This is a genomic window from Helicobacter acinonychis, assembly GCF_900461455.1.
In the GTDB taxonomy this organism is placed as follows: domain Bacteria; phylum Campylobacterota; class Campylobacteria; order Campylobacterales; family Helicobacteraceae; genus Helicobacter; species Helicobacter acinonychis.
In genome coordinates this window covers 42,549-62,516 of sequence record NZ_UGIA01000001.1, presented here as the reverse complement: position 1 = coordinate 62,516, position 19,968 = coordinate 42,549, and the positions used below count along the sequence as shown (strand labels likewise).

The following is a 19,968-nucleotide window of genomic DNA, read 5'->3' as shown; positions in this document are numbered from 1 at the left end:
ATTTAAAAATCATTTTAAGGTTGCATTCGTTCTTTTAGGGTATGCTATGGCTAAAATGATGCAAGGAAGAAAAATGCCTTTTGTCCCCACGCGCTCTTTGAAAGAAAAAAAGATTGATTTTATTGAAGCGATACTTAACCCTAACGCCCCCAAAGGCGGGCTTTACACTTTAGAACATTTTGAAAAATTAGAATGGCAAGATTGTTTGAACCTAAGCTATAGTGAGCTGGTAGAATGCGTGTTTGAGCGATTAGGATTAGAAGTTTCTAAAGATTTATTAACCAACGCTTTAAAACGCTATGAAAATTTTGATAACCCTAAAAATCCAGCCCCCATTTTTGCACTCAATGAAAGGCTTTTTGTCCAAGAGCTCTACCATGGGCCTAGCTTAGCGTTTAAAGACATGGCGTTACAGCCTTTAGCGAGCTTGTTTTCTGATCTAGCGGTAGGAAAAAATGAAAAGTATTTAATGCTTGTTTCTACAAGTGGGGATACCGGTCCTGCGACTTTAGAAAGTGTGGCGAACATGCCTAATGTTTTTGTGGTGTGTTTATACCCCAAAGACGGCACAAGTTTAGTCCAAAAACTCCAAATGGTTACCCAAAACGCTAGCAATTTAAAAGTGTTTGGGATCAGTGGGGATTTTGATGATGCGCAAAACACGCTCAAAAACCTTTTAAAAGACGATGATTTTAACGAAGCCCTAAAAACGCGCCAATTAAAATTAAGCGTGGCTAATTCCGTGAATTTTGGGCGCATCGCTTTTCAAGTTGTCTATCATATTTGGGGCTTTTTAGAATTGTATAAAAAAGGTGCAATCAATTCTAAAGAAAAAATCACCCTAGCCATACCTAGCGGTAATTTTGGGAACGCATTAGGGGCGTTTTATGCTAAAAAAATGGGCTTAAATATCGCTAAAATCAAGGTTGTAACCAATAGCAATGATGTTTTAAGGGAGTTTATAGAAACAGGCCGTTACGATTTAACCAAGCGCTCATTGAAACAAACTTTCTCCCCAGCTATGGATATTTTAAAAAGCTCCAATGTGGAAAGATTACTTTTTGATCTTTTCGGGTTTGAACGCACATTGGAATTGATGCAAGCTTTAGAAGAGGAGAAATTTTATGAATTAAAGCCTAAAGAATTAGCCCTTTTACAAGAGCATTTTTCTTGCGCGAGCTGTTTAGATGAAGATTGCTTGAAAACCATTCAAGAAGTTTATGCAGAGCACCAATACTTGATTGACCCCCACACCGCCACCGCTTTAAACGCAAGCTTAAAAACCAATGAAAAAACCCTTGTTTCTTCCACCGCTTCTTATGAAAAATTCCCTAGCACCACCCTTTTAGCCCTAAACGAGCAAAAAAAAGACGATAAAACCGCCCTAGAAGCGTTAAAAAACAACTACAATACCCCAGATAGCAAACGCCTTGATGATTTGTTTGAAAGAGAGATCAAGCACCAAGAAGTTTTAAAACTCAATGAGATCAAATCTTCTATCCTTTTGTGGCTAGAAAACACGCATTAAGACTTTTTTGAGTCTTTAAACTCAATAAAAGCCACATTTTAATTTAAAACACGCTATAATTGAATAAACTCTAAACGAAAATTAAACTAAATGGAAGGAGTTTGAATGAGAAAAATCATTTTGGTGGCAGTGGCTTTGCTGATGAGTGCTTGCGCGAGCTATAAGATTACGCCTGAAAATGTGAGCTTTTATAAAAACGGCATCCAAGTGATGACCTCCACGCAAGCCAAATCCAAAGTCCAGCTAGAAATCGCTCAAAGCAAGTTAAAAGGCTTGAGCGAGTCCCCTTTGGTGCTGTATGTGGCGGCACAAGTTTTAGAGGGAAATTCTGTGGTGTTTGACCGCAAGGCAATTTCAGTGTCCATCAATCAAACGAATCTAGAAGTCTTAAGCTTGAAGCAAGTGATGCAATCTAGTTTTGATTTTGAAGGTATTTTGCAAAGCTTTAATATTAGGGTACCCACCGGTCCTGTGGATAATGTGAATATTTTCATGCCGTCTATGTTTTATTATGGGCAAGGGAGCTTTTTGGCGTATGGTGGCTTGGGGTATGGGATGTTACCATACGGAGCGGGCTATGGCATGATGATGATGGACGATGTAGAAGAGCAAGAAATTATGCAAGAGAGTCGCCAAGCCTTAAAAATCCTAGCGGTGAATTACCTTAAGAAAAACACCTTGAATGTTGAAGGCAAGGCTAGGGGAGGGTTTGTGGTGGTCAGTACTAAAAACCTTAAAACTCTGGGCGTGGTCGTGGTTAAAGTCTTTTTGGACGATGAAATCCACACCTTTAAAATTGATATTTCTAAAATGTAATCTCTTATAAGCGTTTGGGTGGTTTGCCCAAAGGCTTTTCTAACACTAGCTCAATTTAATCATTTTTCTAAAACTCGCTTGATTAACGCATAGCCATTAAAGACGATTCGGCTTTGTTTTATCGCTTGATTGAATCAAGCCCCTTACTTGAACCTTAAAAATTTAAAAGCATTTTAATTTTTGCTGCACACAAAAAACATTAAGCGTTAGTAAAGAAACCCAAACGCTTAAACCCCCTCCTTTTTTTGCGTTTATTTTTGAGAAGTTAAAAAATCTTGGATATTTTCTTTGGTTTTTTCTATCAAGGTTTTCAAGCTATCGCTATACGCCCATGCGATATGAGGGGTTAAAAGCAATTTGTTTTGGATCTTTGGGTTTAAAAAAACATGATCTTTTTCAAAAGGCTCTTTAACAAACACATCGCTTGCGTAATACAAATCCTTGGTTTCTAACACCAAAGCCAAATCCTTTTCATTCACAATGCCCCCACGCCCCACATTGATTAAAATCGCCCCTTCTTTTAGGCTTTGCAATTCTTTTAGAGCGATCAAATTGCGTGTGCTTTCATTCAAAGGAGCATGAATGCTAACAATATCGCTTGTTTGGAGTAAATTTTCCAAACTCAAGCACTCATACTCTTCTTTTTTGTCTTTAGGGGAATAATACACCACCTTTGCCCCAAAAGCTTGAGCGAGTTTGGCGACTCTTTTACCGATAGCGCCTAAACCAATAACCCCCCATTGACCCCCCTTAATAAGCCCCATTTTAATATCACTAATATGCGTAAAAATATCGCTTTGACTATATTCCCCGCTTTTGCAATAATGATCGTAATAATTGATCCTCCCCAACAAAGACAACGCGCACGCTAAAGTGTGCTGGGCTACGGACTCAGTAGAATAAGCGCTCACATTTTTGACTTCTATACCTAAATCTTTCGCGCTTTTCACATCCACATTATCCATGCCTGTGGCAGTGATGCAAATGAGCTTAAGCTTGGGCAATTGCGTTAAAATTTCTTTAGTGATCACCACTTTATTCAATACCATAATTTCAGCATCAATGGATCGTTCAATGATTTGACTGGGCAAAGTGGTTTCATAAAAATGAAAATCCGCCACCTCTTTTAAAACCTCTAGCGCTTTTAACCCCACGCTTTTAGCGTCTAGCACCACGCCTTTTTTAAATGTTTTCATCTCTTTACTCCTAGATTTAATTTTAAAGTTATATAATTAAACCACAAAATCCCTTTTTAAAGAAACTAAACATGCCAAAAAGCAAGAAAAACACCCTCCCTTGTAGCCTTTCTGTCAAAATATCCTATTTCATGCGGCTTCTCATTAAATGGCGCACGCGTTCTTTAAGCCATAAAATGATGACGCTAGTCCAAATTTTAAGCATTTTAGCTTTAGCGAGCAAGGCTAGTGAAGATTTAGAAGAACAGCTCAAAAAAATCAAAGATTACATTTATAGAACCCTAAACGCCAATATCGCATCGGATGTGTATAACCGGGTGCTTATTTTGGTGAATGAATATTGCACCAATGAAGAATTGTTTGACAAAGACAGCGTTAAAATTTCAGATTTGTTCATTCAAGACATCCAACTTTACGCTTTGGTAGATGAAATGCTTAAAGAAGATAAATACCAAGTCCAGCACACCATTTTAAAAGGTGTCATCAAGCGCAAATACGATGAAGCCTATTCGCTCAATAGCGAAGATAAAATCCTTTTAGAATGTCAAGAGCGCTTGCTAGAACCTGCACGTGCCCTATTTTAAGTAAAAACCATGCAAAATCTTTTTTTGAAGCCCCAAAAAGCCAAATCCCTTAAAATCATTTTTAGAACTCAGCAACTTTATAGTAAAACCACAACAAAATTTGACATACTCCCCATAGCTAAAGCCAGGGGATTCTAGCTAAAGCAAAGGATGCTTGGAATCAACAAACCCTGCCTACCAAGTAGGTCTTATAGATTCTCCACCAATAAGAGTTGGTGCCCCAACCCTATGAATATTGATAACTGCATTTAAATCCCTATCCAATTCCAAGCCGCAATGTTTGCAATAGTCTTTTCTTTCCTCATCTGTTCTGCCTGTTTTTTTAAATCTTTTTGGCTACTTTTTTAAATCGTGGCAATTTGGCTTGTTTCTTAAAGAATTTTTTATACGCCTTATCTGCCCTTTCAGTTAAGTCTTGCAAGGTTTGTGAGCCTAGCGTTTTTCAAAAAGCATAACGATGGGTCTTTTTTAATTTGGTGGTGTGTTTTTGCAAATCGTAGAGCTTTAAATGCTTTTTAAAAAGTCTATAATAGCGTTTGTGCAATGCAATGATTATACAGCACGCCATAACGCCTTAATAGTGTGTCTATACGCCTATTCTTATTGTTAGTGTAGAGCTTTTGTTTGTAGGCTATCAACATGGTTTTTCCATTTTTCTTTTTGCTTAGGGCGGTTGCTATTTTGTTGGTTTTCAATGTATTGTTTAACACCATTCAAAGGCACACCTCCCGCTGTTGTGAAACAAGAATGAGTCCATAAAGCGGATAGTTTTGTTCTTAAGTGGGTGGATTCTTGTCTTAATATCTTACTGCTGCGACCTTTAGCGGTTTTAATGAATTCCATCACTCCAAAACTTGGATCAATGCCCGCTAAAATGTGGATATGGTCTTTATCTGTTTGCATTTCTATGATTCCCACTCTTAATCCTTTAGCCACTTCTTGAATAATTTCTTTCAATCTTATTCCCACAGCTCCCACTAACACCTTGCGTCTGTATTTAGGACACCACACGATATGGTATTTGCAAGAATAAACAACATTATGATTGCTTTTGTATCAAACAGCGTTACTCATACTTAATATTATCCATAAAAAATAAGGAATACAATATAGTCATAACATTAAATCATTTTTGCCTGTCATATTAACTTAACGCTGATACGGCTATTTCATATTAACATTTTAACGCCTAAAGGCGTTTCGCCAACTATCCCCATGGCTAAAGCTAGGGGCTTTATGGCGTTAGGCGGTAAATAATTATTTCGCTTTAACGCATTCTTTACAAAACATTACTTTAAGGAACATTTTATGAAAAAAAACGATTCTACTCCCTCTATCCCTTATCGCATCGCTCTTAAACGCTGAAGATGATAGCACTTATATGAGCGTGGGCTATCAAATCGGTGAAGCCGCTCAAAAAGTGAAAAACACCAAAGCGATACAAAATCTTGCGGATAGATACGATCGATTGAACAACTTGCTCACGCAACACAATTACTTGAATTTATTAGTCGCTCAAGCCAACACACCAAGTGCAATCACCGGTGCGATCAATAATTTAAGCACGAGTGCAACAAATCTCACTAACGGCACCACCACTTCTTTGGCCTATCAAGCCGTCTCTTTAGCGCTCAATACTGCAGTGGGCATGCGGCAAGTCATAGCCTTTGGCATTAACTGCGGCCTTGACCCTAATGAGAAAGAAAATGCCGGCGTCCAATCATTCGGTAACACGCCCAACTACTACAACGGCGGAACAACCACCAACACTTGCAACAGTGCAAACACCGTAGGCGTCAATGATATCCTATCCACAGAAAAATACCAAGAACTCAACCAAGCCTATCAAATCATCCAAACCGCTTTAAACCAAAATCAAGGGGGTAGGATGCCTGCCTTAAATGGCTCAAAAGATAGGGTGGCCATCCTACAAGACACCATTATAAAAACGCTCAAAAAAATGGTAGTTGTCAAAATCAAAGTGGGAGCGAGCAATGCTATACAGGCGGATCAAATCTCCCACTCACCCTAAAAATCAAAATAGAAAATAACGCCGAATACCTTCTCAAGCAAGCTAGCATCATCATGGATGTCCTTATCAACCAAAAACCACAAATGGCAAAGTTGCAAACCGGTCACAATTCATGGCATTTAGGCACGAAAGTTGGGAATGTAATGGAGATTTTTGGCGAGAGTCTTAATGCGATTAAAAACATGATCAGTAACGCTCAAGCCGTTTTAGAAAAAACCAAACAACTCAACGCTAATGAACATATCCGAATACAACACCCAGACAATTTCAACCCCTACAACCCTAACAACAACAAGCAATTCGCCAAAGAAATGTTCGCTAGAGCCAACGCTCAAGCAGAGATTTTAAATTTGGCCCAACAAGTGGCGAATAATTTCCACAGCATTCAAGGGTCTATTCAAGGCGACTTGCAAGAATGCAAATCCGGAACCAGCGTGGTCGCTAACAACACTTATGGCACAGGTTGTGCGTTTGTCAAAGAGACTCTCAATCCACACACCTAGGCCACTACGGCAATCAGGTCAATCACACTAAAGATCTCGCAAACACCATTTTGAATTTTAAAGAAACTTTTAGCACTTTAGACAAAAACTCTGAAACGATCAATAAGGATCTCGCTAGTTTGCCTAACACCAAGTCTATCCAAGACATGACTAAAGTGTATCAAGCCAAACAAAGTCTAAACCACCCAGTGGGCTTGCAAAATCTCTGTTCTTTGGATACTAACAAATACGACCAATTCCAAGCTATCAGACAAGAACTAGGCAAAAACCCTTTTAGGCGCTTTGGCGTGATTGACGCAAAAACCAATAACGGCACGATGAATGGCATTGGCGTGCAGGTGGGTTACAAACAATTCTTTGGTAAAAAAAGGAATTGGGGATTAAGGTATTATGGTTTCTTTGACTATAACCACGCCTTTATCAAATCCAACTTTTTTAACTCCGCTTCTGATGTTTGGACTTATGGCGTGGGAACAGATCTCCTCTATAACTTCATCAACGATAAAAACACCAATTTCTTAGGCAAAAACAACAAGCTCTCTGTGGGGCTTTTTGGCGGTATCGCATTAGCTGGGACTTCATGGCTTAATTCTCAATATGTGAATTTAAGCATGATGAATGGCATTTATAACGCTAAAGTCAGCGCCTCCAATTTCCAATTTTTATTTGATGCAGGCATTAGGATGAACCTTGCCAGAGCCAAGAAAAAAGATGGTGATCATAGCACACAGCATGGCATTGAACTAGGCGTGAAAGTCCCCACACTCAACACGAGCTACTATTCTTTCATGGGTGCGAAACTAGACTACTGAAGGATGTATAGCATTTTCTTAAACTATGTGTTTGCTTACTAAAAACCCTCTTTTTAACCCCTCTTTTTTTGGGGGTTTGGCTTGCAAAAACACTAAAAGCGTTTTATAATTTTATCCCATAATCAGCTTGTGTAAAGTCGCTAAAATGCTTAAAGCATAAATGAGGAGCAATAAGACTTTATGCACCTTTTCATTAGCTAAAGCAATGAGTTTGATCCCAATGCCTACGCCTAAAAACGCGCCAATACCGGTGATCACCCCAGCTTGAACGCTTATATCATCAAGAACCCTACCATTATAAAGAGAAATGACCCCAGATAAAGAAGCGAACACCACAAAAAATAGCCCTAAAGGCACGATTTTTTTAGAATCGTATTTCAAAAAATAGCCCAAAAACGGCACCATTAAAATCCCCCCACCCATGCCTAGTGGGATAGAAAAAATGCCGGTAATAAAACCGGCGAGCATCAAAATCCCATGCGTTTTGTCCATAGACACAAAGGGGAGCGTGTGTTTTTTTTCTGGCGTTTTATCATTCGCATGCAAAGCAAAATGCATTTCCTCAAAATGCTTGGGCTGTTTATTGCTAGAAAAAGCGTATTTGATAAAGGTATAACACACCACCACCACAAACACGCTCATTAAAATCTTATCGTCAATGATTTTTAAGATAAAACTCCCTAAAACCGCCCCCATTAGCCCTCCAAGTGCAGCAAACAAGCCTTCTTTCAAATCCAATAAGCCCTTTTTGTAATTGATAACAGAGCCCACCACCGAAGAAAAAAGCATTTGCATGAGCGAAATCCCCACCGCATGGCTATAACTAAAATGAGCAAAAATCGCACTAGGGACGACAATCTCCCCCCCACCAATACCAAAAAACCCAGCGGTAATGCCGGTAAATAGCCCTACAAGAGCCAAAATAAACGCTGTTGATTCTTCCATAAAAAACTCCCTAAATTTTAAATTATTACTTTATCAAAAAAAAGTAAGACTCCTCTCTCGTTGAGTGTTGATCTTAAAAATGCTTTTAGCATTTTTAAAATGATCAAAGAGCTTGATTTTCATCAAGCGATAACCCCTTGAAAAAAGCGGTCTTCTTGGGTTAGGGGGATATTAAGGGGGTTAAAAGGGGGTATTATCGCAAAATACCCCCTAACCTCTTAAGAGAATGAGTTTTACTATAAAAATTGAAGTTAAAAAACCCTATTTTTAAGAAAATTAAAAAGTTTTAAGCATTTTTTCTTTAAAGAACAAATAAAAACCATAAAACTTAAAAAGAGAGAGTTTTTAAATTAAGAGTAAAAAAATGAATAGTTAAGGCAGTTTTTAGCGTTTTTGAGACAATCCAAACGCTTAACTACCCCAAAATTAGAGGGGTTAAGCGTTGCTTCTTAATGCGTTTTTTTATCGTGGATGTATTTTTTCAATTCACCCTTTTTAATGTAGGGGATAAACTCGCCATAGCCCTCTTTTTCCATGTCTTTTAAAGGGATAAATCTTAAAGATGCGCTATTGATACAATACCTTAAACCCCCCAACTCTTTAGGCCCATCATTAAACACATGCCCTAAATGCGCCTTACCAATACGGCTCAACACTTCAGTGCGCCTCATATTAAGACTCTCGTCGTCTTCGTATTTCACCACATCCTTACTGATAGGTTTAGAAAAGCTTGGCCAACCGCAACCAGAGTCGTATTTATCCGCTGAAGAAAATAACGGCTCGCCTGTGGTAATATCCACATAAATGCCCTCTTCTTCTTTGTTGTAATACTCGTTTTCAAAGGGTTTCTCAGTGCGTTTGTTTTGAGTCACTTCATACTGGAGTTGGGTGAGCTTTTTCTTTAAAACTTCATCGCTTGGTTTGGTGTATTTATCGCTATCCACAATCACTTCATCCGCCTTTTTCAAATCAATATGGCAATAGCCGTTAGGATTTTTTTTCAAATAGTCTTGGTGGTATTCTTCAGCCCTCACATAATTTTTTAAAGGCTCTACCTCAATGGCGATCTTACCTTTCACGCTTTTTTGCAATTCTTTTAAGGCGTTGTCTATCACCTTTTTATCCGCATTATCCACATAATAAATCCCTGTGCGATACTGCCTGCCCACATCATTACCCTGCTTATTCACGCTCACCGGATCAACCACTTTAAAATAATAGCGTAGCAATTTGTCCAAACTGATTTTTTTAGGATCATAAACCACTTTCACGCTCTCAGCATGATCACTTTCATGCAACTTTTGATAATTCGTGCTTTGAGTCTTGCCGTTAGCGTAACCAGAGCTTGCGTCTATAACGCCATAAATCCTCTCCATATACGCCTCTAGCCCCCAAAAGCACCCCCCAGCCAAATAAATCACTTTTCCATCGGTTTTAGGGAGTTTAGATCCCATGTTTTCATTCGCTTGCATAATCGCTCCCATTAGTAAAAAAAGATAAAAAATTTTTAAATAATGCAACATTTTCACCAAATAACCTTTATTTTGATTTTAATGATGGCTGTTATTATAACTAAATTTTGTTTTATGGCAAAAACTCATTTTTTAAGGGGATAGAGGGACATTTTGCGATAATGCCCCCCTTAACCCCCTTAAGATCCCCCTAATCCAAGACTGCTTTTTTCAAGGGGTTATCGCTTGATGAAAATCAAGCTCTTTGATATTAGATTGTAAAAAATGCTAAAAATAGAGCTTTAAACCTACATCCACTCAACAATCTTACCCACCACATTGGCTTCATAGCACTTGATAGAAGTTTTTTGACTGGGTTTTTTAGGCAAAATGGCTTTTAAAAACCCATAATTTTCCATTTCTTTCAATCTGGCGTTCAAATTAGGGGCTTCTAAAATCCTACCATTCAAACTCACTTCACCCAAAAAGGCGGTTTTATTGTCAATTTTTCTGTTTTTAAAGCTTGAAAGGATGCTGGCAATGACGGCTAAATCGCAAGCCGGCTCGCTGATTTTAATGCCCCCACTCACATTAATAAACACATCATGGCGATTTAAAGGGATTTCTAGCTTTTTTTCTAACAAAGCGATGAGCATGTTAAGGCGGTTAGTGTCAAACCCATTCGCCAATCGTTTGGGCACTCCAAAACTGCACTCGCTCACTAACGCCTGAATTTCTAAAATCAACGCCCTTGAACCTTCTAAAGTAATGGTAATCGCACTTCCCTCCATAGGCTCTTCTTTAGAAAAAAACAAGCTTGAAGCCTCTTTAGCGCTCACCAAACCCTGCTCTTTCATTTCAAACAACCCAATCTCACTCGTAGGGCCAAAGCGGTTTTTAAAACTCCTTAAAATCCTTAATTCCCTACTCGGATCGCCTTCAAAATACAGCACGCTATCTACCATATGCTCTAACACTCTAGGGCCTGCAATACTCCCTTCTTTAGTGATATGACCGATGATAAAAATAGCGATGTCTCTTGTCTTTGCCAAACGCATGAGCTCAAAAGTGATTTCTCGCACTTGCGAAATAGAACCGGGTGCTGAAGAAATCTCTGGCGAATAAAGCGTTTGAATAGAATCAATCACGCAAGCAAAATAATCCTCGCTTTCAATATTGGATTTAATCACAGGCCAATTGATTTCATTAAGCAAATACAATTCTTTTTCTATGCAATCTAATCGTGTGGCTCGCATTTTAATCTGGCTCAAGCTCTCTTCACCGCTCACATACAAAACCTTTTGCTGGTTTTTGGCTAACCCAGAAGCCACTTTTAAAAGCAAAGTGGATTTCCCCACCCCAGGACTCCCCCCTACTAAATACAGCCCCCCTTTAGCAATCCCCCCACCTAAAACAATGTCTAATTCGCTTTGAGTGGAAGAAAATTTCACCACTTCTTCATGCTCAATTTCCACAATAGAAACGCTTTTTTGTATTTTTGAAAGGGGGTTTTTAAGCGTGTTTAAAACTTCTTTTTGGGTTTGGTTTAATTCAATAAAGCTCTCCCATGAGTTGCATTGAACGCACTTACCCAGCCATTTAGGGCTAGTAAAACCGCAATGCTGACACTCAAATAAAGAAGTTTTTTTAGCCATAGCGATTGCCGTTTAAATCGGTAACACCCTGATATTGCGGTCCAGCAATTCTTGCAGGGCGTTTTCAATGGCAAATAAAGTTCCGGTAGTCGCGCTCATGCACCCATCGCATGCCCCCATGTAGCGGATATACACATCAATGTAATCATCGCTTTCTTTAATGTCTAAAATCTCTAAATCCCCTCCGTCCATCACAAGCATAGGGCGGATATTTTCATCAATGACTTTATCCACGGCCTTAATCTTTTGAACCATTGTCATTTCTCTGAAAACCAACTCCCCACTTTGAGATTTATTCGCTGCGGCTTTAAGTTTTTCAGCTTCCATTTCTTCGCGCACTTCTTTAAGAATATCCACCAAGTAGTAATCTCTTTTCTCATGCCCTCCTGGTTTCACACAGCTTTTACAAAAAGCACCGGCTTTGGTGTAGTTAGTGATTTCTTCAACGCTTTTTAAGTCATTGAGCTTGATCACTTCTTTAATCGTGCCTAAACTCACCCTAGCGCACTCGCACACGATGATTTCTTCTTCAAAATCTTCAGCGTTTTTCCCCAAATACATGCCGGCAGCTTTTTTGATCACATCATACGCCATCACCGAGCAGTGCATTTTTTGCCCAGGGACAGCCGGCGTGTCCGGATCGTCTCTTAAGCCTCTTTCCACATCTAAGTTCGTGATTTTTACCGCATCTTGGACTCTTTTATTCAAGCACAATTCTATCATCATATCCGAGCTTGCGATCGCAGTCCCACAACCAAAGCTTTTAAATTTCGCATCAATAATCGTATCCGTGCTTTCATCTACAAGCCAATACAACCTCACTGCATCTCCGCATGCCTCTGCACCATAATCAGCCACAATAAGCTTAGCGTTTTTGGCTTTAGCCTGCTCTTCTGTGATGACCCCTAAATGCGTAGGGTTATCCATGCGTCTTTGAACTTCTTTAGAATACGCATCCCAAAGGACTGATCCCACTAAATCATGTTTTGCCATTTTGATTCCTTTATTGGTATTTTAATAAGAGCTTGAAATATTTCTCAATCTTGTAGCCGCTTGAGAGAAAACTTCAATCGTTTTGTCAATTTCAGCTTCCGTGTTAAAACGGCTCAATGAAAGCCTGATAGCGGTATGAGCTAACTCCTTACTCGCCCCAATCGCCACCATTACAGGATTAGCCTCCAAATCCTCACTCGCGCACGCGCTCCCTGTGGAAGCGGCGATATTAGCGCGGTTTAAATCCCATAACATAGCCTCCCCTTCAATCCCTCTCACGCTGATTAAAGTCGTGTTAGGCACACGATGGACTCGATCGCCTACCACCATCACATCAGGGATTTTCAAAAGCGCTCCTTCTAATTTGTCGCGCAATTTCCCTACCACTTCTTTTTCATAGTCTAAATGCTCTACGGCTAATCTCATCGCTTCGCCCATGCCCACAATATAAGGCACATTCAAAGTCCCACTGCGCCTGCCATTCATATGCTCCCCACCATGAAAAAGAGGGGTCAATTCCACCCCACTTCTAATATATAACCCCCCAACGCCTTTAGGCCCATGAAACTTATGTGCGCTAAAAGAAAGGAAATCCGCATTCGCTTTTATCACATCTACAGGGATTTTACCAATCGCTTGCACCGCATCGGTATGGAATAACACGCCCTTTTCTTTACAAATAACCCCAATTTCTTCAATAGGGAAAATGAGACCGGTTTCATTATTCGCCCACATCACGCTCACTAAAGCGGTTTTGTCTGTGATCGCTTCTTTGACTTGCTCTGCGGTGATACTCCCATGCTCATTGATAGGTAAGTAAGTTACCTTTACTCCCAAGCTTTCTAAAAAATTACAAGTGGATCGCACCGCCGGATGTTCTGCAACCGTGGTAACAATATGATTCTTGCCTTTTTTCAAGCATTCATCAAAATACACACCCTTTAAAACCCAATTATTGCTCTCCGTTGCACAAGAAGTGATGATCACATCGTCTATATCTCTAGCGTTAATGCCCCTATAAAGCTTGTCTAAAGCTTCAGCAATGGCTGGGTGGGTTTCTGTGCCAAATTGGTGCAAAGAGCTAGGATTCCCATAGTGATCCCTTAAAAAGGGATCCATGATTGCTCTAACTTTAGGGTCAATTTTCGTTGTAGCGTTATTGTCTAAATAAATTCGTTGTAACAAATGAGCGTTCTCCTTAAAAATTTTGCATAGATTTCTTATCCAAGTCGGTTAGTGATATACAAGATATTTTCTTAATTTTAACTTAAAAATAAGATGAATTTTAAAAACATTTTGAGAAAGCCAAACCCTGCTTACTAAAAACCAACCATCTTGTTGATCACAAGAGATTATTTGGATCGTTAGCGTGCGCCAACAAAACCGCTTAAGATCTTTTAAAAGGCCTCCCACGCCTGTCTTTTAAAGCCTCTATCCCCCCTTTTAAATAACGCTTCTCCCACACATAGAGTTTTTGCAATTGTTTAGAGACTTCTTTTTTCGTGGGCTTAATGCCTTTAAGGTTATAAAGAGCGGTGATGATAATGGGCTTTGGGATATTGAATTTTTGGATAAATTCCAAACAATCTTTTTTGAGTTGGGGGTCTTGCTTGTTTTTAGTAATATCCACATGGCTTAAATACTCCAACACGCAAAGGCGTTTTTCTTCATCTTCTTGTGCGATTTCTGAGGCTAACTCCACCTCTTGACTAACGCTTTTAAAAAGCTGGCTTGAAACTTGGGGCGTGGGGTTTAGATAGGTTTCTAATAGCGCAACCATTCTCTCTTGCCGTTCTAACAACGCGTCTATTTTATCCATTAAAGTATCTATTCTATTTTTCATGCCCTAAATGGTAATAGTCCAAAATAAATCGTTGTTTAACCATTAAAAATAATTATTCTCATGCCCACCGCTCCAAATTCGCATGCATTTTAAAACCCACGATATGCTACAATAAGAACATTCAAAATAATTTCAAAAAAAGGGCTTAGAATGAAAACTTTTGAAGTGGTGATTCAAACCGATTCGCAAGGGTATTTAGACGCTAAATTTGGCGGTAACGCCCCTAAAGGGTTTCTCAATCCAAACGGCTTACCCACTTATTCGCCTAAAATCTCATGGCAAAAAATAGAAGGCGCTCAAAGCTATGCGTTAGAACTCATCGATCATGACGCTCAAAAAGTGTGTGGCATGTCGTTTGTCCATTGGGTTGTGGGCAATATTCCTCACAATGTTTTAGAAGAAAACGCTTCCATGATGGATAAAAGGATTATTCAAGGGGTCAATTCGCTCACTCAAGGCTTTATCCGTTCTCCGCTTAATGAAAGCGAAAAACAACGCTCCAACCTCAACAATAGCGTTTATATCGGCCCCATGCCCCCTAATGGTGATCATCATTACCTTATCCAAGTGTATGCCCTAGACATTCCTAAACTCGCCTTAAAAGCCCCCTTTTTCTTAGGCGATTTGCATGACAAAATGCGCAGGCATATTATCGCTATAGGGAGAAAGGAATTTTTATACAAGCAGTTTGTGAGAAAATAAACGGCGTGTTAGGTTTAGTCCAATAAACCCAATAAAAGTTGGTTATTGAGCGTCAAAACAAATTTAAGGCAAACGGAATTTTTGATACATCTCTAAAATTCTCTTTTCATCTAACATGCTTTCTTCAATCCTTGTGCCTATCAAATCAGCACGGCGTTTTTTAAATTCTTCTAAAGGGATCAAATTATCACAAACGATAGCGTTTCGCTCCTTTTTAGCTAAAGGGAAATGCCATTGCACCATTTCTTTATCTTTCACATGGTGTTTGTCTTTAGGCTTTAGGACTTCATAACTCTCATCATTGTCTTGCCAAATCTCAAAAGACCCACAATCGTTATACAATAACCATTGATCTCCATGCGCGTCTAAAAACCCAAAAACCCCATCGTTACGCACAAACACTTCAAAATCCTGCACCACAAAATTGATGCGCGAATACATCACAATCTCTTTGGTGTTTTTGGGGATATAAAAACTTTCATAAAGCTTCTTAGCGTCATAGATGTGATCGGCATCAATTTTAATAACCCACTCATTTTTAGGGATAAAAGAAAGCACATAATTAGAGTAATGATACAATTGGTGCCACAAACTCGGGCAATTTTTTAGAATGACCTCATAAGGATAGCTAATAGGGATGAACGAAGGGAATTTTTTACAAAACTCTAAAATCACTTCTTTAGAGCCATCGTCGCAATCATTGAAACCAATGACCCCCCTTTGAATGGCAGGAAGCATGGAAAACAAACTCTCTTCTAAGGTGGGGATTTCATTTTTGACTCTAATAAAAGCCCATGGGTTTAAAGGGCTTTTAGGGTTTTGGCTTTTTTGATCGTAATCAAAATAGCCTGAATGCGTGGGATGGGGTAAAGTTAAAGTGGGATGGATAACCCTATCGACTAAATCCCCCCCCCCATAATTATAATTAAGAGAACTATTTTTATAAATATCCTTGTTACGCTCAATGAAACTTTCATTATTTAAAGAGGCGATAGTCAAAAACACGCTTTCTTGATGATCATGGTTGAATAAAGCTTTTTGAAGAGAATGAAGTTTTTTAGCCTCTAACATTGCCTTTAACATTCCCTTAATCATTTCCTTGAATTGCGTTTTGGCCCCCCTAAAACTACGAACACACCTGACCACAAAGGGCATTCTCTCTTTAATAAAACCCTTGATTGTATTTTTTAATCCCATAAAAACCCCTAATAAAATAAAACGCTATGACAAGCAAAATCTTAATTATACTACACCTCTACCACACTTCAAGCCAAACGCTCCCTAACTTCTTTGTCTAATTCTAGCACTTCGTCTAAATAAGAGAGCTTGAAAGGCGTTTTAGCATACAATTCCAAGGCTTGAGAGATAATTTTGATAAGGCCTCCAAAGGCGATTTCTTGATTCAAAAACTTCTTTATCGCCACTTCATTGCTCGCATTCAGCACCACGCCAAGCTTTGGGTTTTCTAACAACAAATCTTTATAACGCCACAAAGTGTAACGCTCCAAATCAATTGGTTCAAACTTAATTGCGCCTAAAGCGTATAAATCCAAAGGCTTGATAGAAGCGCTCAAAGAAGCTAACTTGGGGTTAATAGCATAACTTATGGGTAATTTCATGTCTGCACTCGCTAAATGCGCGATCATAGAATTGTCTTCAAACTCCACTAAAGCATGCACGACAGAATTCCTTTCAATGAGCGCATCAATCTTTAAAGACGCGCCAAAAAGCCAATAGGTTTCTAAAACTTCAAAAAGCTTATTGACCATGCTCGCTGAATCAATGGTGATTTTAGATCCCATGCTCCAATTAGGGTGTTTGAGCGCGTTTTGAACGCCTTGAATAGGGATTAATTCTAAAGGCATGTCCCTAAAAGCCCCCCCACTAGCGCTAATGATTAAAGATTTGGGTTTTAAAGCCTTGTTTTGCAACAACGCCCACAAGCCAAAATGCTCGCTATCAACGGGCGTGATTTGTGAAATGTCTAACAAATGCCCCGCGCTCACTAAACTTTCTTTATTCGCTAAGGCTAGTTTTTTATTCCTTTGTAAGCTTTTAAAGCTCGCTCTCAATCCAGCCACGCCCACAATAGCGTTAAGGACTAAATTAGAAGCGCACTCTTCTATCATCGCATCAATGCCGTCTAGTCCCACAAACACTTTCGCGCCCAAAGGCTCTAAAAGATTCAAATCGTTAGGATCTAAAATCGCCACTTTTTTGGGTTTGAATATTTTAATTTGCTCATTGATTAAAGCGATATTCTTTCCGCAACTTAACGCTTCTATTTTTACGCCAAATTTTGTTGCGATATTAAGGGCGTTTTTCCCAACAGAGCCGGTGCTCCCTAAAACAACCATTTAATCCCCTAAAAACACCGCCGTCTCTTTCCAAACTTCTAAAAAATACAACAACACATGCAAGCTCAAAGCCCCAAAAAGCATGGAATCTAATCTGTCTAAAACGCCACCATGCCCAGGTAAAATCTTACCGCTATCCTTGATACCGGCTTTTCTTTTCAAATAGCTTTCATACAAATCCCCAAACACCGCTGCAAGAGCGATTAAAAAACTAAAGAACAGAGCCATAAAAAAGCCCCCACTCAATTTCCCCATGCCTACAAACGACCCAAAAACACTCCCGACAGTAACGCCAATCAATGCACCCTCTAAAGTCTTATTGGGTGAAGTGGGCGTGAAAGGGGTTTTGCCTAAAAGCTTTCCTCCAAAAAACGCCCCCACATCGTTTGCAACCACCACAACTAAAAGCCAGATGATCGCTACCGTGCCAAAATCCTTATAAACACCAAAAAGTGCAAAAAACCCAATGCCCGGATATAAAAAAGGTAAAATGGCTTCACTGCTATGCGTTTTTTGATAAGCGATGACACTAGCCATGACCATTGCACCTATTAAAGTGCATTCTATGGGGCGCCCATTAAAATACACCGCTACCCATGACAACACTAAAATAAGATACAAACTAAAGCTCGCTTTAACTTGAAACAACCTTAACGCTTCAGAAAATCCCACTATATACACCCCCCCTAAAACAGCCCAAAACAACAACAAATTGTCCGCATACAAAATCAAGCCTGACGCAATGATTAAAATAATCCCTGTGATATAGCGAGACTTTTCTTTAAATAACTTTTCTTCCACATTGTTCCTTAATGAATGAATATCAGTGAGACCAAACAATAGCTAAACGCACTGATTAAAACAACCCCTACCAGATTGAGCCACAAACCGGCCTTAATCATATCTGTTATTTTAACATACCCAGAGCCATAAGCTATCGCATTTGGTGGGGTGGCCACAGGGAGCATGAACGCGCAAGTCGCGCTCAAGGCCACAGGAATGGTCAATAACAAGCTTTCGCTATTCCCATAGCCCATGCCTACTGCAACCCCCCCAATCACCGGTAAAAACGCCGCAGCGGTGGCGGTGTTAGAAGTGATTTCGGTTAAGAAAATGACCATTAAAGTTACCAAAACAATAATGAGTAAAATCGGTAAATGCGAAAAGCCAGAGACCAAATGCCCAATCCACAAACTCAACCCAGTTTTAGAAAATTGCGCGCTCAAAGCTAACCCTCCGCCAAATAAGAGCAACACATCCCAAGGGAGTTTTTTAGCAGTGTCCCATTCAATCAGCCTTTCACCCTTATTGTTAGCGGGCAAAATGAATAGAAGTGCAGAAACCCCCATAGCGATCACTGAATCAATTTTATCTATCTTAATGCCCCAAGATTTTAAGATCGCGCCTAAAAAAATCCACCCTAAAGACGCTAAAACAAAAAGAATCCCCACAGAGATTTCCGCTTGACTCAAACGGCCTAATTTTTTCAACTCTAATCTGATGACTTCCTTACCCCCTGGGATTTCTTTGATCTTTAAAGGAAAAATCACATAAGTGAGCAAGAACCACGCTAAAATGAGCATGATAAAGGCTAACGGCGTCCCAAACACCATCCATTGAGCGAAATCAATTTCAATGTTGAAAGCGGTTTTCATATAGCCGGCTAATAAGGCGTTAGGCGGCGTGCCAATGAGAGTGCCTAAAGAACCAATGGAAGCGGCATAAGCGATACCAAGCATCAAGCAAATACTAAAATTCGTGCGATAAATCGTGGTCTTTTCTTGGATCACATTTGCAATATCCTTGCCCTTATGCACAATATTGCCCATAATACCTCCATGCGCTTTGGTGATTTCTTCTTTTTGATACCATGAATTGGGGGTGTTTTCTTTACCCACAAGTTTAGCGACTAGTTGCAACACGCTCATGCCAACAGGGAGCATCATCACCGCCGTTGCAGTATTACTCACCCACATGGACAAAAAGCCTGTGGCGATCATAAAACCTAAAATCAACCTTCTAGGGCTTGTGCCTACCAATAAAATGATGCTTAAAGCGATGCGTGTGTGCAAATTCCATTTTTGCATGCTTAAAGCCAAAATAAACCCTCCCATAAAAAGAAAAATAATCGGCGATGCGTAAGAAGAGCTAACGCTGGCGAATTGATCCACGCTAAAAACACTAAAAATCACCAAAGGTAAAAGCGCGGTTGCGGGCAAGTCAACGGCTTCTGTCATCCACCATATCCCCATTAAAATAGCCACCCCCGCCACAACAGGCATTGCTTTATAATTTAAAGCGCTAAGTTTGGGGATTTCTTCTATTGCATGGGGCATTTGAGCGTTTAAGGCGTAATAAACAATAAACGCGATCAATACCCCCCCTACTAACCCCAATAAGCGCACGATCTTGGTGCTTCTATCATCAGTGTTTGCATCAGTGCATGCATTAGTGTGTGAATAATCTTCCATTATGTTTTGCCCTTTAAAGTTATTGACTTACATGCTACAATAAAACTCATTTAAAAATAGGACTTTAAAAAAATAATATT

Annotated in this window: 16 protein-coding genes and 3 pseudogenes; 5 read left to right on the top strand and 14 right to left on the bottom strand. The window is 39.5% G+C overall.

All coding sequences use genetic code 11. From position 1 onward, the window contains the following. Positions 1 to 73: 73 nt before the first annotated feature. Positions 74 to 1,528 carry a threonine synthase gene (thrC, locus tag DYI00_RS00290; protein ID WP_041600291.1) on the top strand — a complete coding sequence of 485 codons (1,455 nt, stop codon included), beginning with the start codon at positions 74 to 76 and terminating at the stop codon, positions 1,526 to 1,528. 105 nt (positions 1,529 to 1,633) lie between these two features. Next, positions 1,634 to 2,344 (top strand): hypothetical protein, encoded by a 711-nt coding sequence (locus tag DYI00_RS00285; RefSeq protein ID WP_011578294.1) that lies wholly within the window; start codon positions 1,634 to 1,636, stop codon positions 2,342 to 2,344. Positions 2,345 to 2,595: 251 nt separating this feature from the next. On the opposite strand, the gene DYI00_RS00280 is transcribed toward DYI00_RS00285, so the two are convergent. Beyond that, positions 2,596 to 3,540, bottom strand: coding sequence for a D-2-hydroxyacid dehydrogenase (locus DYI00_RS00280; RefSeq protein WP_011578295.1), 945 nt, complete (start codon positions 3,538 to 3,540; stop codon positions 2,596 to 2,598). Between the two features lie 71 nt (positions 3,541 to 3,611). Between DYI00_RS00280 and DYI00_RS00275 the strand changes: the two genes are divergently transcribed. Then, entirely contained in the window at positions 3,612 to 4,124 is a 513-nt protein-coding gene (locus DYI00_RS00275; protein ID WP_011578296.1) for a hypothetical protein, read from the top strand. A gap of 174 nt (positions 4,125 to 4,298) precedes the next feature. Here the strand turns inward: DYI00_RS00275 and DYI00_RS08200 are convergent. From DYI00_RS08200 to tnpA, 3 genes and pseudogenes are all read right to left on the bottom strand, one after another. Continuing rightward, a pseudogene (locus DYI00_RS08200) lies at positions 4,299 to 4,418 on the bottom strand (hypothetical protein); the annotation flags it as partial. Positions 4,419 to 4,458: 40 nt separating this feature from the next. After that, a pseudogene (locus DYI00_RS08655) lies at positions 4,459 to 4,765 on the bottom strand (RNA-guided endonuclease TnpB family protein); the annotation flags it as partial. Beyond that, positions 4,731 to 5,138 (bottom strand): IS200/IS605 family transposase, encoded by a 408-nt coding sequence (gene tnpA, locus DYI00_RS00260; RefSeq protein WP_225236265.1) that lies wholly within the window; start codon positions 5,136 to 5,138, stop codon positions 4,731 to 4,733. The pseudogene DYI00_RS08655 and the gene tnpA, both read right to left, overlap by 35 nt. Before the next feature lie 307 nt (positions 5,139 to 5,445). On the opposite strand from tnpA, the pseudogene DYI00_RS08195 reads away from it, so the two are divergent. Further along, positions 5,446 to 7,471, top strand: a pseudogene (locus DYI00_RS08195) (outer membrane protein). 111 nt (positions 7,472 to 7,582) lie between these two features. Here the strand turns inward: DYI00_RS08195 and DYI00_RS00250 are convergent. The 6 genes from DYI00_RS00250 to DYI00_RS00225 form a co-directional block, all read right to left on the bottom strand. Continuing rightward, positions 7,583 to 8,416 (bottom strand): sulfite exporter TauE/SafE family protein, encoded by an 834-nt coding sequence (locus DYI00_RS00250; protein ID WP_011578302.1) that lies wholly within the window; start codon positions 8,414 to 8,416, stop codon positions 7,583 to 7,585. A gap of 449 nt (positions 8,417 to 8,865) precedes the next feature. Next, the gene (gene msrB / locus DYI00_RS00245) at positions 8,866 to 9,945 is read right to left on the bottom strand and encodes a peptide-methionine (R)-S-oxide reductase MsrB (protein ID WP_041600232.1); all 1,080 of its coding nucleotides are present in this window, start codon (positions 9,943 to 9,945) and stop codon (positions 8,866 to 8,868) included. Positions 9,946 to 10,175: 230 nt separating this feature from the next. Continuing rightward, positions 10,176 to 11,522: a DNA repair protein RadA gene (gene radA, locus DYI00_RS00240; RefSeq protein WP_011578304.1), complete on the bottom strand. Its 1,347-nt coding sequence runs from the start codon at positions 11,520 to 11,522 to the stop codon at positions 10,176 to 10,178. Between the two features lie 12 nt (positions 11,523 to 11,534). After that, positions 11,535 to 12,515 carry an iron-sulfur cluster assembly scaffold protein gene (locus DYI00_RS00235; RefSeq protein ID WP_104687682.1) on the bottom strand — a complete coding sequence of 327 codons (981 nt, stop codon included), beginning with the start codon at positions 12,513 to 12,515 and terminating at the stop codon, positions 11,535 to 11,537. A gap of 21 nt (positions 12,516 to 12,536) precedes the next feature. Continuing rightward, a complete protein-coding gene (locus DYI00_RS00230; protein ID WP_011578306.1) occupies positions 12,537 to 13,700 on the bottom strand; it encodes a NifS family cysteine desulfurase in 1,164 nt (387 codons plus the stop codon). A gap of 202 nt (positions 13,701 to 13,902) precedes the next feature. After that, a complete protein-coding gene (locus tag DYI00_RS00225) occupies positions 13,903 to 14,358 on the bottom strand; it encodes a helix-turn-helix domain-containing protein (RefSeq protein ID WP_104709238.1) in 456 nt (151 codons plus the stop codon). A gap of 150 nt (positions 14,359 to 14,508) precedes the next feature. Here DYI00_RS00225 and DYI00_RS00220 point away from each other — a divergent pair, with 150 nt between their 5' ends. Next, on the top strand, positions 14,509 to 15,060 hold the full coding sequence (locus tag DYI00_RS00220; RefSeq protein WP_233755644.1) for a YbhB/YbcL family Raf kinase inhibitor-like protein: 552 nt from the start codon (positions 14,509 to 14,511) through the stop codon (positions 15,058 to 15,060). Between the two features lie 63 nt (positions 15,061 to 15,123). On the opposite strand, the gene DYI00_RS00215 is transcribed toward DYI00_RS00220, so the two are convergent. The 4 genes from DYI00_RS00215 to DYI00_RS00200 form a co-directional block, all read right to left on the bottom strand. Continuing rightward, positions 15,124 to 16,257, bottom strand: a complete 1,134-nt coding sequence (locus DYI00_RS00215) for a beta-1,4-N-acetylgalactosaminyltransferase (protein WP_104709240.1) — start codon at positions 16,255 to 16,257, stop codon at positions 15,124 to 15,126. Between the two features lie 68 nt (positions 16,258 to 16,325). After that, a complete protein-coding gene (gene dxr, locus DYI00_RS00210) occupies positions 16,326 to 17,417 on the bottom strand; it encodes a 1-deoxy-D-xylulose-5-phosphate reductoisomerase (RefSeq protein WP_104709241.1) in 1,092 nt (363 codons plus the stop codon). Further along, positions 17,418 to 18,218 carry a phosphatidate cytidylyltransferase gene (locus DYI00_RS00205; protein WP_011578312.1) on the bottom strand — a complete coding sequence of 267 codons (801 nt, stop codon included), beginning with the start codon at positions 18,216 to 18,218 and terminating at the stop codon, positions 17,418 to 17,420. Positions 18,219 to 18,226: 8 nt separating this feature from the next. Continuing rightward, complete coding sequence (locus tag DYI00_RS00200; RefSeq protein ID WP_104709242.1) at positions 18,227 to 19,888, bottom strand: SLC13 family permease; 1,662 nt, start codon at positions 19,886 to 19,888, stop codon at positions 18,227 to 18,229. Between the last annotated feature and the right edge of the window lie 80 nt (positions 19,889 to 19,968).

What these genes read in the sequence shown, in the direction of transcription:
- DYI00_RS00215 (WP_104709240.1), bottom strand. Translation starts at nt 16,257, where the DNA reads ATGGGATTAAAAAATACAATCAAGGGTTTTATTAAAGAGAGAATGCCC.
- DYI00_RS00200 (WP_104709242.1), bottom strand. Translation starts at nt 19,888, where the DNA reads ATGGAAGATTATTCACACACTAATGCATGCACTGATGCAAACACTGAT.
- DYI00_RS00280 (WP_011578295.1), bottom strand. Translation starts at nt 3,540, where the DNA reads ATGAAAACATTTAAAAAAGGCGTGGTGCTAGACGCTAAAAGCGTGGGG.
- dxr (WP_104709241.1), bottom strand. Translation starts at nt 17,417, where the DNA reads ATGGTTGTTTTAGGGAGCACCGGCTCTGTTGGGAAAAACGCCCTTAAT.
- DYI00_RS00275 (WP_011578296.1), top strand. Translation starts at nt 3,612, where the DNA reads ATGCCAAAAAGCAAGAAAAACACCCTCCCTTGTAGCCTTTCTGTCAAA.
- DYI00_RS00250 (WP_011578302.1), bottom strand. Translation starts at nt 8,416, where the DNA reads ATGGAAGAATCAACAGCGTTTATTTTGGCTCTTGTAGGGCTATTTACC.
- radA (WP_011578304.1), bottom strand. Translation starts at nt 11,522, where the DNA reads ATGGCTAAAAAAACTTCTTTATTTGAGTGTCAGCATTGCGGTTTTACT.
- DYI00_RS00225 (WP_104709238.1), bottom strand. Translation starts at nt 14,358, where the DNA reads ATGAAAAATAGAATAGATACTTTAATGGATAAAATAGACGCGTTGTTA.
- DYI00_RS00220 (WP_233755644.1), top strand. Translation starts at nt 14,509, where the DNA reads ATGAAAACTTTTGAAGTGGTGATTCAAACCGATTCGCAAGGGTATTTA.
- DYI00_RS00235 (WP_104687682.1), bottom strand. Translation starts at nt 12,515, where the DNA reads ATGGCAAAACATGATTTAGTGGGATCAGTCCTTTGGGATGCGTATTCT.
- thrC (WP_041600291.1), top strand. Translation starts at nt 74, where the DNA reads ATGCCTTTTGTCCCCACGCGCTCTTTGAAAGAAAAAAAGATTGATTTT.
- DYI00_RS00285 (WP_011578294.1), top strand. Translation starts at nt 1,634, where the DNA reads ATGAGAAAAATCATTTTGGTGGCAGTGGCTTTGCTGATGAGTGCTTGC.